Genomic DNA, 14,380 nt, shown 5'->3' with positions numbered 1-14,380 from the left:
TCGCTAGGATCCTTAATATTGGCCGTCGCGTGCGGCGGGGTATTGCGCGATGTTCATCGACGCCGCCTCCCGCTCGGCGCCTGGAACCTGCAGAGAAATTGGCGACGATTGCGTCGCCATTTCCCCGTTGCAGCTAACCTTTGGCGATCTCACGCAATTTAGGAAGTCGAAATCCGCCCCGATTCCGGCCTTGGTGAACCCAATCTTAACATCGAGCGCCTCGTCCGTTTCCGACACAGTTGCGCAACAGATGGAGCAGTGCGTTTCACCGGCAAGAGCTATCGAATTGAAATCGCGCTCGGCGAGCGCCTTTTTCATCGCCCGCCGGATGGAGCCTATTCGAATTTTTCGGTCGTATCAGCTTTGCCCTTAACCCAGTAGCCGGAGGCCTTGATCCAGGCCAGCGAATATCCGCGCTTTTCGACGAGATAGGTTCTGATCGCCCGCGTGACCGAAGCTTCCGCTGCGATCCACACAAAGGTGCCTGGAGCGAGCTCCACCGATTGAAGTGCGGCGAGCAAGGCGGATGCATCGGTGGCGGCGGACAAGGGGCGATGCACCCAATGTGTGCTCACGTGGGCCTTGCTTTGAAAAAGCTGATGTTCGGCCGCATCGGCGACAGCCACAACGGCGGCGACATGGGCATCGCCACTGGCCTCTTCTATGCGGCGGCCGATGGCCGGCAGGGCTGTTTCGTCGCCGATCAACAACCAGTTCTTGATCTCGTTGGAGACCACCGCCGAACCGCGCGGGCCACCTATCTCCAGCTTGTCACCAACGCCGGCTTCGAGCGCCCACTGCGTGGCGGGGCCTGCTTCGTGGATTGCAAAATCGATGACAAGCGTGCGCGCAGCGACATCGTAGCGCCGAGGCGTGTAGTCGCGCCGCTCCATTTCTTCACCCGCGCCGGGCACGATGACTTTGATGTGGTCGTCGGGCGCCAGGCTGACGAAGTCGGCAAGGTCATCACCGACAAGTTCGATGCGCAACATTCCCGGCGTGATCTTTTCGACGTTGGAGACTATGAGCGAGCGCCGCTTCAGCTCATGGCGCACGCGCTCGATTTTCGGAGCGGAACCATTCGGGATCGAAGTGTGGGAGGTATCCATCTGCATCCTTTCGAGGCTTGTTGGTCTCGATCTGCAGGACACAGTCGCGCAGACCGAAGCCGCAGAGCCGTTCGATCATACGCGTTGAGTGACGTTAACGCTTACGTGGCGGGCAACACCCGGCCAATTCGGATTTCTCTATAGAAGAAGAAAACCGATCCCGCAATGAAAAGATGATTATTACAGGCAAGTTTTATGATCAAGCCGCGCCGACCGCGCTCGAGCTGGATCGGCCGGCACGCCCCTTCGCGGATCGTGCCGGCCTCGTCGACTACTGCAGCGCCTTTTCCATTACCCGCACGAGGCGCTCGGCAAAGGCGCGTGGATCTGCCGGCTTGTCGCCATCCAGAACACGGGCCTGGTCGAGCAGCAGGAACGCCGCATCGTCGCGCAGCGACGGTGCGTCGATCTTGGCGGCAATGGCCTTGACGACCGGGTGCTCCATGTTGACTTCCAGGATCGGCTTGGCGCCGGACTGCAGGCGCCCTGCCCCCTGCAGAATCTTCTCAAGCTGACGGTCGTAACCCTGCTCGGACGCAACCAGGCACACAGCGCTCTCGATCAGGCGATCCGAGGCGCGGACATCGGAAACCTCGTCGGCCAGCTTCTCCTTGGCGAAGTCGATAAAGGCCTGCACCTCGGCCGGAGCAGTCGCGCTTTCCGACTTGTCGTCGTCCTGCTTCTTGAACTGGGCAAGATCGGCGGAACCCTGGGTGATGGACTTGAAGCTCTTGCCTTCGAACTCAGGAGCGCTCATCACCCAGAAACTGTCGACCGAATCCGTCAGCAGCAGTACTTCGATGCCGCGAGCACGGAAACCTTCCAGCTGCGGCGATGCCTTCAACTGCTCGAGACTGCCGCCGACGAGATAATAGATCGACTGCTGGCCTTCCTTAGCATTCGCGACATAGTCCGCAAGCGAACGATAGCCATCTCCCGAGGCCGTCGTGCGGAAGCGCGATAGCGCCAACAGCTGCGAGCGCCGTTCGAAATCTTCATGGATGCCTTCCTTGATCAGGCTGCCAAAGTTCTCCCAGATCTTCAGGAACGCATCCTGGTCGCTCTCCGCCTGCTTTTCGATCGCGGTGATGATGCGGTTGGTGACGCCCTTTCGGATGGCCGACAGGATAGCGCTTTCCTGAATCATCTCGCGCGAAACATTGAGTGGCAGATCGGCCGTGTCGACAAGGCCGCGCACGAAGCGGAGATAACGCGGCAGCAATTCCGCCTCGTCCGTGATGAACACACGCTTCACGTAGAGCTTCATCCGGCCCTTGCGATCCGGGTCGAAGAGGTCGAAGGGCTGCGAGCCCGGCACGAAAGCCAAGGCGGAATATTCATGGCGGCCCTCGGCGCGAAAATGCACCGTCAGCGCCGGCTCGTCATATTGTCCGGAAACACTGCGATAGAAATCGGTATACTCTTCCGCTGTGATGTCGTTCTTCGACTTGGTCCACAGCGCCGTGCCGTCCGTAAGCTGCGTAGCTTCCTCGCCGGGCTTTTCAGCAATCTTGATCGGAACCGGTACGTGGCCCGACTGCTCCTTGACGATGCGCTCGACAGTCCAGCGCGACGCGTAGCTCTTGGCATCCTCCATCAGATGCAGCGTGATGCGGGTGCCGCGCGCCGGAGCTTCGCTCACATCGACGGGCGCAACGCTGTAGCCGCCCTTGCCGTCGGAAGACCAGAGCCATGCATCCTCGGCACCGGCGCGGCGCGAGACCACATCGACGCGATCAGCGACCATGAAGCAGGAATAAAAACCGACGCCGAATTGGCCGATGAGCTGCGCACCCTCACCCTGCTTGTTGGCCTCGATCCGCTCCATGAAAGCGCGCGTGCCGGAGCGGGCGATCGTGCCGAGCGCTTCGATCATTTCGTCACGGCTCATGCCGATGCCGTTATCTTCCACAATGAGCTTGCCGCCGTCGACATCGAGCGTCAGCAGGATGCGGCTGTCAGGATCGTTGCCAAGCAGGCCAGGATGCGCGATGGCCTCGTAACGCAGCTTCTCGCAGGCGTCGGCGGCGTTCGAAATCAGCTCGCGCAGGAAGACGTCCTTGTCCGAGTAAACCGAGTGAACCATCATATGCAGAAGGCGGGCGACATCAGCTTCGAAGACGTGGCTCTCGGCGATATTTTCTGCTGTGGTGGCTGTCATTTGCGTCTAGTCTCCTGGGAATGTTGAAAGTCGCGCCGCACAGGTGGCGGAAGAAGAGGCAAATTTCAAGCGGGCATTGTCAATCCAAGAGCAAAACGGACGAAGAGCTTCTGATCTATCCTCATTCGCGAGCAGGTCTCTGACATCGAACAGATCTCGCGGGTGCTGCCGACCCAAGGCGGCGACGATCTTGCCTGCGTAAAGGTCCGGGAAGGACGCAACTGGCACCTCGGCATAGCCGAAGAACTCTTCGACCCGGTCGCAGACCGAGCGTGTCTCGGGAGAGTAGACGCAGCCGCAAATGACGGGCGTCACCTCGATCTTGATCTGTACACCGTCGGGCGCAACTAGCGCCTTTGTGGCTGCGCCTTCGCTGTGCAGCGGCACGGCCTGGGTGCGGCTGCGCGGTGCAGATGAACATCGACTTCGTGGTACACGAGGGCGACAATGTCCCGGGAGCCAGATAGGCCCTCACCGCCCGCCCAGGTGATCGCGCCGGCCTCAGCGGTCCCGGTGGAGGCGGCGCGCCGGCGCCCCGCAAACTTATCCTTGCCGGCGATGAAACGGCCTTGCCGGCAATCGCGCGCATCGCCGCCGCCATGCCGGCCGATGCGGAACTGCGTATCGTTCTCGAAGTGGCGGACAGGCTTGAAGAACAACCCGTGATCTCCCAGGCATTCACAAATGTCACTTGGCCCCACCGCGATGGCGGCGTCGGCCGGGACAACCGGAGAGTTGGAACGCAACATCCGCAATGCCGTACTGGCTTGCGATGCAGAAACCTATGTCTGGGTCGCCTGCGAACAGACCGAGGCCCGCGCCATCCGGTCCTTCATGAAAGGCGAGAGAGCCAGAGAGCAAGCAAGCTTCATAACAACAATGTGGGAGGGAGATACTTCCTCTTTCGATTATCACCTCTCTTGCTCCCGAGGACTGCATCGAATGTGCCAATTCCGCAAGCTTTGAGATTGCCAATAATGCCGATGGACTTGAGGCTCCTGGGATTGAGTTAGCACCCGGGAACTCGCCAAGTGTCAGCCAAGTGCGGCCGACGCGCCTCGCAAGCGGTGCCGAAATAATGGCGCTGAATGGCTTGTAAAATTTGACCACTTCACATCGATTTCTCTGCAATTCTTAGTCGTTTTTCAGCTCAAACTGTCGACCTGAAAATGTAGCCTTGCCTTACCGCTATTTCGCCCCTATGTTATCAGGTGTCGATCTTGCTTGATGATCTTTGTTTGCGCAGATGCGTGGCGCGAATTTTCTTTCAATTTCGGTTTAAAATACTGCTGAGAGAACCTTTCAGCAGAACAAAATTCTATGTCCAATTGAAAGGAATCCACCATGACTTCAGGAACCGTAAAGTGGTTCAACAGCGCCAAGGGCTTTGGCTTCATCCAGCCCGAAGATGGTGCGACGGATGTGTTCGTTCACATTTCCGCCGTTGAACGCGCAGGCATGAACTCTCTCGCAGAAGGTCAGAAGGTGAGCTACGAACTGGTGCGCGATCGCAAGACCGGCAAGAGCTCCGCTGACAATCTGAGAGCCATCTAATTGTCATCCATCATGCTGACCACGGATGTACTGGCAGCACTGATTTAAGTGGCGGAAAGGTCGGGGCAAACCCGGCCTTTTGTATTTCTGCGAACCATCAGTAAGGGGATGCGATGAGCGGAACGAAATATTCGATCGGTGACCTGGTGGTCATGAAGGCCGATCTTACCCGACTAAAAGCAGCGCCGAGGGTATGCCGCATCCTGAGTCTGCTTCCCTCCGAAACGGAAGACGCCAACTATCAGGTTCGCTTCACGCATGAGAGCTTCGAACGGCGCATTTCGGCGACCGATATCGAGAAACTCTATACGGAGCCACTTGGCAGCGAACGGGGATCAGCATCATCCAAAGCAGAGCCATGGCTAAAGCCTCTTGGCAAAGGCCTCAAAAGATAGGCCATTCGATAAGACCGAATTTGTCTTAGTTCGACCGGCGGTCCGCATTGCCACTCAGCAGAAAGGAGCGATCATGTCCGCTACCAAAGGACAATTCTTCAAGAAAACCGCATCCATCCGTAACGATAAGGCCACTGCGACCGATAGCCTGTCGAAGAGCATCGTTGCGGCGGAAACCATCGCCCGAGAAAAGAAAACCGAAGCGCTGCGCGCCTTGCGTCTACAACAGGAGGCGATGGAAGAGCCGAAGGCTGTGAAGCCGGCAAAGGAAAAGAAAAAGGCCGTACGCCGCACTCGCGTATAATTATGCTTCCCTAAGAGGCCACAGGCGAGGACCCTATTCGCCGTGACGAGAGGAGTAGATCCGGTTTCGGACCGGCCATAGATACCCGGCATCCATCGCCATGATCGCCGCAGCAGATCACAGGTTCGCGTCGCCGCGCCATCGAAAATACTTCCACCAGCGGCGCCTCGATTGCCAATCGTTAGAAATAAATTTCTCAACACTTGCAATCATCGGAATGGTGGTCTATATAGGCTGGTAGCATTGCTGGTGAGCGCTGATGAAATTTGACGCTCGCAATGCTTTATTCGCTTTCTTCTTCTGACCACGGATGTACTGGCATTGGTTTGAGAGCGACTTCAGGAAGGTCGGCGCGTTTCGCTCCGGCCTTTTTTGTTGCGGACGTGGCGGCGCGTTTTGAGGGCGCTTCCGGCGAGTTAATAGATCGAACGCCCTCCCTACCGCTATGGAGACGAGAGCAGGTCTGACCGGGGAATTACCCCGTGAACTGATCGTAGAGTGTGAGTTCGATCCGCCACATGAGCCGACAGACCGGCATCGAAGCATTTCGCACCAGTTCCGACCAACTCGAGATACAGGCAGCCGACGCACGGGCGACGCTTACCAGCCTTGACATTATGGACTCCCTATGAGAACATAAAGTGAACAAATGGAGTTATCCATGACCAAAGCCGAGCAAGTCATCGAACGTGCAATGACCTTTGTCGCTGTCTCGAAGGCCCTTCGGGAGCGCGAACAAGAACGGCGCGCCACCTGGACGCGTCGTGTCGAAATCAGCCGGCCGCTACCGCCTTTGCCGCGCGCCGTTCAGCTCTCGTTGAAACTCGATAGCTGAAATGGCAAGGGTGGGAACAGCACCCGGCAGGCTGTGAAGCGCCCGCCTTATGGCGGGCGCCCCATCTCCTAGTCGGATCAGGCCTTGAAGAAGGCCAGCAGATCCGCATTGATGATATCCGCATGCGTGGTGGCCATGCCGTGCGGAAGCCCCTTGTAGACTTTCAGCGTGCCGTTCTTCAGCAGCTTGACGGAGAGGAGCGCCGAGTCCGCGATCGGCACGATCTGGTCGTCATCGCCATGCATGACGAGCGTCGGCACCTCGATCTTTTTCAGATCTTCGGTGAAGTCGGTTTCCGAGAAGGCCTTGATGCAGTCATAATGCGCCTTGGTGCCACCCATCATGCCCTGGCGCCACCAATTATCGACCACGCCCTGCGATACGGCAGCACCTGGGCGATTGAAACCATAGAACGGGCCGGCCGGGATATCGCGGAAGAACTGGGCACGATTGGCGGCAAGCGCTGTACGGAAGCCGTCGAACACTTCCAGCGGCAAGCCGCCGGGGTTCTTATCGGACTTGACCATGATCGGCGGCACCGCACCGATCAAAACCGCCTTCGAAACTCGTCCATGGCCGCCATACTGCGCCACGTAGCGAGCAACTTCGCCACCGCCGGTCGAATGGCCAACATGGATAGCTCCCTTGAGGCCTAGATGTTCCGTCAACGCCGCCACATCGGCGGCATAGGTGTCCATCTCGTTACCGGTCGCCGTCTGGCTCGAACGGCCATGGCCACGGCGGTCGTGAGCGATGACGCGATATCCCTGATTGAGGAAAAACAGCATCTGGGCATCCCAGTCATCCGAACTCAGGGGCCATCCGTGATGGAAGACGATCGGCTGACCCGTTCCCCAATCCTTGTAGAAGATCTGAGTTCCGTCCTTGGTGGTGATCGTGTTGCTGCTCATTGTGTCCTTACCTTTCGAAGATTGCTTTGTAGAGGCTTGCGCAGGTTGAGCGAAGGGCGCGGCAGCTGCGGCTGCAAGACCGAGCCCTGCTGCCATGACACCCCGGCGAGTAGCTTGATGGATCGACTGGCTCATTTCAATCTCCACTTATCTAATATCGCACGATTTATTATCGCGCTATCAATATGCATAGCGAACCACCTTTGCTCTGTCTACAATAAAATTTATCTTTCGATTATTTATCGCGCTATTTAATTGACGTAATGACACCAGCCGATGGAACTCCGCCCCTACCGATCTGCATGAATGACTGATGATCGAGGGTCGTCACGCCCCCCGAGCTTATTGTCCAGGCTTGTCGGCAAAATGCGAAATGGCAAACTCCGCGGCTCTCCCGACCGCCCTTCTTGAATCGTCGAGCCAGAAGGGGAACAGCTGCCATTGATGGATCATGCCGGGCCAGACCTCCAGACTGACATCGCCACCGGCCTCCCGCACCTTATCCGCCAGCCTCCGGCTGTCGTCGAGCAGCGTCTCGCGGGATCCAACCTGGATAAGGAGAGGCGGAAAATTGGCAAATTTGCCATAGAGTGGCGACAATGCGGGATCCGCCGCGGAATGGTTGGGTGCAAACGCATTGCGAATGATCGCCAATTCCTCCTTACCCATGAACGGATCTTCTCCGGCATTTGTTGCCAGCGACGCCCCGGTCGCGGCGAAATCGGTCACCGGGCTCATGGCGATCACGCCAGCAGGGAGCGGTCCCGAAAGGCGCATCTGATTGAGGACGACCTCGATCGCCAGGGTCGCTCCCACGGACTCACCGGCAATCACGATGTTTCCCGGCCTGTATCCCGATGTCGTAAGCCAGCGGTAAGCGGCAACGCAATCGTCGATCTGTGCTGGATAGCTGTAGTCTGGCGCGAGACGGTAGTCGATGAGCAACACATCTGCCGAAGCCGCCTTGGCAAGTGCCGAGGCGATATTTCGATGTGTCCTCAGCGAACCGCTGTAGAAGCCGCCGCCATGCAGATAGAGAATGGCGCGCCGGCCGATCGGATGGTGCAAGCGGGCCGGCCATATGAGATCGGCATCGACACCGTTTGCGTCAACGCGTCGGATCTGCACGCGCGTTGCATCCGGTGTCGCCCCCATGAGCTTCTCGAAATCCGCCCGCCGTCGCAACAGATCCTTGTCGGACATTGCGCCGCTGTCGCGCATGGAACCGATCAGTTTCTCGACCTGTTCGCTCGATGCCTTCGTTTGTGGCGGCAAATCCAACACCTCGTCAGCCGATGCCGATGTTACAGGCGGAAGGCTCATCGCCGCCGCGGCAACGACCGTCATGGCAAGACGGCACAGGCAACGAAGTAACCGTAACTCATTCATAGACGAGCCTTTTCCCTGAAGGCCGAAAGGGATGTCGCGATGCTACGGTCGCAGAATTGCGCTTTTAGTCAAGCAGCGGGACCAACGGGATGGATGGAAAGGCGAGCGAATGAGAGACCGACCCATGGCGGCATTTACCGGTCGAATACGGACGCAAAATCGCCATCAACCGGGCAATAGTGACGTGGCCATCAGCCGCAAACACGCGACCACACGCCCGGTGTCAAATGTCACATTTGGATAAGCTACCTCTGAAATCCGCCATGCTTACCCTCTCTCTGCTGCTTACAGGTATCGCCCAGGGACGAGCCGCCGAATTGCGAAGCCCGTGGGATATGCCCGTCTCGGTCCAGAAAAGAGATGCGTTTACCTGTCCGTCGCCGCCAGAGTTGCCAAACACGATCAAGGCGGCGGATTATTACACCGACGCGGCCCATTCCATTGTCGATCCCGTACGCAAGAAGGCCTATGATGAAGCAACGGGCGGTCTGCGTTCGGCAATGCGAGATGTCATCGATATGGCCGACCGCTATCAGGCCGACGGCGATGAGATGAGTGCGCGCTGCGCCGCACATTTCCTTGACAGTTTTGCCGCGAATAGCGCGCTGACCGGCGATACGACTACGAACCAGGCTGTTTACGTGCAGGGTTGGACGCTCGGTTCCTTCGCCATCGCCTGGCTCAAGATCCGCTCGGATAGCGATATCTCGGCGAAGGAACGATCGCGAATAACGGCCTCGCTGGCGGACGTCGCCTCGCGAAACATCGACTACTACAAGAAACGAGACGACAAGAGCGACGGCCGCAATAATCACCGCTATTGGGCTGGCTTCACCGCCATGGCAGCCGGCATCGCCGCCGATCGGAAAGATCTGTTCGATTGGGGCGTGGGCAGCTTCAAAATCGGAGCGAGGCAGGTCCAGCCTGATGGAACCATGCCGCTGGAAATGGAGCGGCGATCTCGGGCGCTGCACTATCATATCTTCGCCGCCGCTCCGCTGGTGACGATGGCGGAACTGGCCTCGGCCAACGACATCGATCTCTATGCAGCCAACGACAATGCGCTGTCTCGCCTCGTACGATTGATCGTTGCGGGCATCGATGATCCCTCCCTCTTTGCGACGAAAGCCGGAACGGCCCAAGAGGCCATGCATCTTCACGCTGACGACATCGCATGGGCGACCCCATTCGAACGCCGGTTCCCCAACTCAGAGCTTGCGGCATTGTTGAAAAAGTTGACCGCGCACAGCATGCCCTATCTGGGCGGGATGCCGCCGGTTTGATGAAAAGCGCAACGTCCTGGCGTAACAGTCTTTTCGGCATCGTCCCGGCAGCTTAGAAGATCTCTCGGACCCAAGTGCACAAGAGGCTGCAAACGCAATGACCACGCATCGTTTCGTTCCGAATAGTTTCCATAACGTCATCGGCTCGCTACCGTCGGCCTTGCATATCGCCGACGGCGATACGGTCGTCACCGAAACACTCGATGCAGCCGGTTACGACAAGCATGATATCAATCGCATCTCAGGCCCGAACCCGATGAACGGACCGATCTTCGTCGAGGGCGCGGAACCGGGCGATTCCCTGAAGGTCGAGATCCTGAGCATGGTGCCGACCCGGGACACGGGATTTACCCGTAACATGGTGGCCAGCAATGTCGTCGATCCCCAGGATGTACGCACACTCCCCGCAAGCGAGAGGGTGATCTGGAAGATCGACCGCGAGGCTCTGACGACCAGGCTCGCCGAGCCGGTCGCGGGTCTTGAAGATTTTACCTTGCCGCTTTCGCCGATGATCGGCTGCTTTGGCGTTGCGCCGTCGCTCGGGCAGGCGATATCGACAGCGACCAGCGGCGAGTTCGGTGGCAACATGGACTATCGCCTGCTGGGACCTGGCACGACCGTCTGGTTTCCAATATCGGCGCCCGGTGCGCTCTTCTTTCTCGGCGATTGCCATGCCGTGCAAGGCGATGGCGAGATCGTCGGTACGGGGATTGAAACCACCTTCGAGGTGACGGTGCGCCTGAGCGTGGGAAAGAAGAGGATCATCTGGCCGCGCGGCGAAACGGCAGACGACATCTTCACCATCGGCAATGCCCGGCCGCTCGATCAGGCGCTGCAGCACGCCACCAGCGAAATGCTGCGCTGGCTCGGTTCAGATTACGGGTTGGACAAGACGGCGGCAAGCCATCTGCTCGGACAAGTCGTTCGCTACGATGTCGGGAATGTCTTCGACCCGGCCTACACCATGGCCTGCCGCGTTTCGAAGTCCTGGCTCAAACGCCGATAGGGCGTCGGAAGCAATCAGCCCGCATCGAGCGACTGGTCGCGCCGCTGGCGTGACACGTTGCTTTCCTGCCGCTCCCTCGCCATCCGGCTGACGGCGGCGCGCAACTGCGGATGGCGCGACATGAACAGGTTAAAGTCGCGGCGTTCCAGAACGAAGAGCTGACAAAAGTCGACGGCAACGACATCGGCGGTGCGGCGTGCACCCGTCAGCAGGGCCATTTCGCCGAAGAACGACCCGGCACCGAGCGGAATTTCGTCTTCCTCGAGTTGCACTTCGACGGCACCGGATGCGATGAAGAACATGCTGTCGCCGCGATCGCCGGTGCGGATGACGCGGTCGCCGGGAGAAGCCGAGCGCGGCCGGAAGAGCAGAAGGAGCTCTTCATGCGCATTATCGTCCAGTTCGGCGAACATCGGGAATGTCTCGATCAGTTGCTCGATCTCGAGGTGATGCTGGCGGTCTCGTTCCTCGCGCTGCTTGTTGATGACGGCCAATTCGCGGCGTAGCCCGTCCTGCTTTGCCATGCCGTATCTGTTCGCAAGCGACGGCCACCGGGCAAATGTCCATGTCTCGAGCTTGCCGATGGCAAAGAAAGCCAGCGGGTTAAGCGTGATCGACAAGATTGCGCCTGCGAGAATGAGATCCTGTCCCTCGCGGGACAGAAGCCCCAGCGAAACGCCAAGCCCGGCCAGGATGAAAGAGAATTCCCCGATCTGTGCCAGACCGGCCGCGACCGCAAAGCCCATGGTGGCGGGATACCGGAGCAAGAGCACGACGCCGAAGGCGATTAAGGACTTGCCCAGCATGATCAGCGCAAGCACGCCGATGATCATCAGCGGCTCGCGGATCAATACCGACGGATCGAACAGCATTCCGACCGAAACGAAGAACAGTACCGAGAACGCATTCTGCAACGGCAGCGAGTCGGCCGCAGCCCTATGGCTGAGATGGGATTCACTCATCACGAGCCCAGCGAAGAACGCGCCGAGAGCAAAGGAAACGCCAAATATCTCCGCCGCACCGAAGGCGATACCGAGCGCAATCGCCAGAACGGACAGTGTGAAGAGTTCCCGCGAGCCCGTTCGGGCAACAGAAGTCAGGAGCCAGGGTACGACACGCGGGCCGAGGAAGATCGCAACGACGGCGAAGGCCGCCACCTTGAGGAGCGTCATCCCGATCGTCAGCCAGATCGAGCCTGATGCCGCGTGATCGCCCGCGTCCGCATGGCCGCCCATCACACCGGCAAAGGCCGGCAGCAGGACAAGCGCCAGCACCATGGCCAGATCCTCGACGATGAGCCAGCCGACAGCCACGCGACCATTGGTCGAACTCACCAGATTGCGCTCCTCCAGCGCCTTCAGAAGCACGACCGTACTGGCAACAGCAAGGCTAAGCCCGAAGACGACGCCTGCGCCGAAGCTCCATCCCCAAAGTGAGGTCAGGCCGATACCCAGGAGGGTGGCTATCAAAATCTGGCCGATGGCGCCGGGAATTGCGACGCCACGGACCGCCAGGAGATCGGCGGCGGAGAAATGCAGGCCGACACCAAACATCAGGAGGATGACGCCGATCTCCGCCAATTGCGAGGCGAGCGAGACGTCGGCGACGAAGCCGGGTGTGGATGAGCCGATGATGACACCGGCAACCAGATAGCCGACCAGCGGCGGCAACCGCAGCCTGTCGGCCACATAGCCGAAAACGGCCGCGAACACGAAGCCAGCGGCAATCAATGCGATCAATGCAACGTCGTGCGGCACGGCAATCCTTCCCGTTTCACGGCGTCAAGCCTGTTCCGTTGTTTCCGGCTACTACAGCACCTTTAGATCTGCTGCATAATTTGTCCTTAAATCGTTTTCCGATTTAAGGAATCATGCAGTAGCATCGCTTTTACCAAGCCGTCTACCGCCGATATGAAACATCGCCCCGCCGATGCACAGCCCGATATCAGGCATAAGGCAAGGCGATGTGACATGGTCGGAATTTACTGATCCAGAACGATCTGTAGCTTCACATCCGTCGGTCGGGCCTCGACGGCGCGGTCGAAGGCCTTGATGGACTGTTCGAAGGCGAAGGTCTCCGAGATCAGCGGTTTCAGATCGACGCGACCGGAGGCAATCAATGCGATCGAACGCTCATACTGATGCGCATAGCGAAAAACCGTCTCGATGCGGATTTCCTTGGTCGAGGCGGTCGAAACGTCGAAGCCGACCGGATTGACCGGCAGGCCCACGGCAACGATCACGCCGCCCGGACGGGGAAGCTCCATCACAGTCTCCCAGGCCTTGGGCGAGCCTGAGCATTCGAAGATTACATCGGCGCCCCAGCCGTCCGTCAGGCGGTCAACCTCTTCAAGCAGGTTCTTCTCGCGAATGTTGACCGGGATCACGCCCTGATACTGCGCTGCGATATCGAGCTTCGGCTGGGCCAGATCGGCAACGATCGCCCTTGCGCAACCGCCTGCCAGCGCCGCGATCGCCACCATAATACCGATCGGCCCGGCGCCAAGCACGACGGCCGTGTCGCCGGGCGTGATACGTGCCTTGGTCGCCGCCTGCATGCCGACTGCAAAAGGCTCGACCATCGCACCTTCGGCAAAGCTCACATTATCGGGCAGCTTGAAGGTATAGTTCGCTGGGTGCACGACAAAGGGCGTCAGCACGCCATGGATCGGCGGCGTCGCCCAAAAGGTGACGGCGGGATCGACATTGTACATGCCGAGGCGGCTGGCCTTGGAGTTGGGATCGGGAATCCCAGGCTCCATGCAGACGCGATCGCCCACCTTCAGATGCGTCACACCGGCGCCAACCTCGACGATCGTGCCCGCGGCCTCGTGGCCAAGCACCATCGGTTCGTTGACGACGAACGGACCGATCTTGCCATGCGTATAGTAATGCACGTCGGACCCGCAAACGCCGACGGTATGGATCTTGATCTTGACCTCTCCTGGCCCGACCTTCTGCGGCAGATCGATATCACGGATTGCCAGTTCATGCTGACGTTCCAGCACCAGGGCACGCACCTTGCTCATCGCACTCTTCCTCTTTCAAAGCGCCAATGATCCCGCTGTCGCAGGATCGAATTCCTTGTCCTTTATACGCGCCCGATCGCATGCTAAGAAGCGATCGTCGCTCTGCAGTGATCCAAGTCGCGCTCAATCGGCGCAGGGTAACAACACCAAGCCTTTGAGTATTAGAAAATCCTGATTATTCAGCGACCCCATTGCCAATATTGACTGGAGTTCCATTTCTTGCCTTTCTAATAATCGAGGAACAGGAGGGGATTATCATGGCAGTATATGACTGGACTGGCCAGCGCGCCCGGCGGATGAGGCTGGTGCGTACGGCAAGCGTTGCAATGCTTCTTATCATCCTGATGGCGATACCCGCGCTGTTGCTGCACTACAATCTTATCCAGTACCCCCATTGAGCGAGAA

16 protein-coding genes and 1 pseudogene are annotated in these 14,380 nt (G+C 58.8%); 9 read left to right on the top strand and 8 right to left on the bottom strand.

From position 1 onward, the window contains the following. Nucleotides 1-12: 12 nt before the first annotated feature. From GGD46_RS22730 to GGD46_RS34530, 4 genes are all read right to left on the bottom strand, one after another. The gene (locus GGD46_RS22730) at nt 13-318 is read right to left on the bottom strand and encodes a hypothetical protein (protein WP_184708199.1); all 306 of its coding nucleotides are present in this window, start codon (nt 316-318) and stop codon (nt 13-15) included. Between the two features lie 17 nt (nt 319-335). Next, on the bottom strand, nt 336-1,109 hold the full coding sequence (locus tag GGD46_RS22725) for a siderophore-interacting protein (protein WP_184708197.1): 774 nt from the start codon (nt 1,107-1,109) through the stop codon (nt 336-338). 271 nt (nt 1,110-1,380) lie between these two features. Continuing rightward, the gene (htpG, locus tag GGD46_RS22720) at nt 1,381-3,270 is read right to left on the bottom strand and encodes a molecular chaperone HtpG (protein ID WP_184708196.1); all 1,890 of its coding nucleotides are present in this window, start codon (nt 3,268-3,270) and stop codon (nt 1,381-1,383) included. Between the two features lie 6 nt (nt 3,271-3,276). Further along, a complete protein-coding gene (locus tag GGD46_RS34530; RefSeq protein WP_409527707.1) occupies nt 3,277-3,657 on the bottom strand; it encodes a nucleotidyl transferase AbiEii/AbiGii toxin family protein in 381 nt (126 codons plus the stop codon). Nucleotides 3,658-3,869: 212 nt separating this feature from the next. Here GGD46_RS34530 and GGD46_RS34525 point away from each other — a divergent pair. The 6 genes and pseudogenes from GGD46_RS34525 to GGD46_RS22685 form a co-directional block, all read left to right on the top strand. Further along, a pseudogene (locus GGD46_RS34525) lies at nt 3,870-3,923 on the top strand (hypothetical protein); the annotation flags it as partial. Between the two features lie 31 nt (nt 3,924-3,954). After that, nucleotides 3,955-4,236 carry an SIP domain-containing protein gene (locus GGD46_RS34520; protein WP_409527706.1) on the top strand — a complete coding sequence of 94 codons (282 nt, stop codon included), beginning with the start codon at nt 3,955-3,957 and terminating at the stop codon, nt 4,234-4,236. Nucleotides 4,237-4,614: 378 nt separating this feature from the next. Beyond that, nucleotides 4,615-4,824, top strand: a complete 210-nt coding sequence (locus tag GGD46_RS22700) for a cold-shock protein (RefSeq protein ID WP_184708194.1) — start codon at nt 4,615-4,617, stop codon at nt 4,822-4,824. A 113-nt stretch (nt 4,825-4,937) separates the two neighbouring features. Next, nucleotides 4,938-5,219: a cold-shock protein gene (locus GGD46_RS22695; protein ID WP_184708193.1), complete on the top strand. Its 282-nt coding sequence runs from the start codon at nt 4,938-4,940 to the stop codon at nt 5,217-5,219. A 73-nt stretch (nt 5,220-5,292) separates the two neighbouring features. Continuing rightward, complete coding sequence (locus GGD46_RS22690) at nt 5,293-5,523, top strand: hypothetical protein (protein ID WP_184708192.1); 231 nt, start codon at nt 5,293-5,295, stop codon at nt 5,521-5,523. A gap of 661 nt (nt 5,524-6,184) precedes the next feature. Further along, on the top strand, nt 6,185-6,358 hold the full coding sequence (locus GGD46_RS22685; protein ID WP_015342656.1) for a hypothetical protein: 174 nt from the start codon (nt 6,185-6,187) through the stop codon (nt 6,356-6,358). Nucleotides 6,359-6,435: 77 nt separating this feature from the next. Here the strand turns inward: GGD46_RS22685 and GGD46_RS22680 are convergent, their stop codons facing one another. Both GGD46_RS22680 and GGD46_RS22675 read right to left on the bottom strand, forming a co-directional pair. Continuing rightward, nucleotides 6,436-7,269 carry an alpha/beta fold hydrolase gene (locus GGD46_RS22680; protein ID WP_210325679.1) on the bottom strand — a complete coding sequence of 278 codons (834 nt, stop codon included), beginning with the start codon at nt 7,267-7,269 and terminating at the stop codon, nt 6,436-6,438. Nucleotides 7,270-7,611: 342 nt separating this feature from the next. After that, entirely contained in the window at nt 7,612-8,616 is a 1,005-nt protein-coding gene (locus tag GGD46_RS22675) for an alpha/beta hydrolase (protein ID WP_409527705.1), read from the bottom strand. Between the two features lie 305 nt (nt 8,617-8,921). Here GGD46_RS22675 and GGD46_RS22670 point away from each other — a divergent pair, with 305 nt between their 5' ends. Both GGD46_RS22670 and GGD46_RS22665 read left to right on the top strand, forming a co-directional pair. Beyond that, nucleotides 8,922-9,941, top strand: a complete 1,020-nt coding sequence (locus tag GGD46_RS22670; RefSeq protein ID WP_184708189.1) for an alginate lyase family protein — start codon at nt 8,922-8,924, stop codon at nt 9,939-9,941. Between the two features lie 97 nt (nt 9,942-10,038). Next, entirely contained in the window at nt 10,039-10,947 is a 909-nt protein-coding gene (locus GGD46_RS22665) for an acetamidase/formamidase family protein (RefSeq protein ID WP_184708188.1), read from the top strand. Nucleotides 10,948-10,961: 14 nt separating this feature from the next. Here GGD46_RS22665 and GGD46_RS22660 read toward each other — a convergent pair whose 3' ends face one another. After that, on the bottom strand, nt 10,962-12,704 hold the full coding sequence (locus tag GGD46_RS22660) for a cation:proton antiporter (protein ID WP_184708186.1): 1,743 nt from the start codon (nt 12,702-12,704) through the stop codon (nt 10,962-10,964). Nucleotides 12,705-12,928: 224 nt separating this feature from the next. Continuing rightward, entirely contained in the window at nt 12,929-13,975 is a 1,047-nt protein-coding gene (locus tag GGD46_RS22655) for an NAD(P)-dependent alcohol dehydrogenase (protein WP_184708184.1), read from the bottom strand. A gap of 257 nt (nt 13,976-14,232) precedes the next feature. On the opposite strand from GGD46_RS22655, the gene GGD46_RS22650 reads away from it, so the two are divergent. Next, on the top strand, nt 14,233-14,373 hold the full coding sequence (locus GGD46_RS22650; protein ID WP_184708182.1) for a hypothetical protein: 141 nt from the start codon (nt 14,233-14,235) through the stop codon (nt 14,371-14,373). Nucleotides 14,374-14,380: the final 7 nt, after the last annotated feature.

It is taken from the genome of Martinezella lusitana, from assembly GCF_014207095.1.
GTDB classification, from domain to species: Bacteria; Pseudomonadota; Alphaproteobacteria; order Rhizobiales; family Rhizobiaceae; genus Rhizobium; species Rhizobium lusitanum_B.
This window is presented reverse-complemented; position numbering and strand designations above follow the sequence as displayed.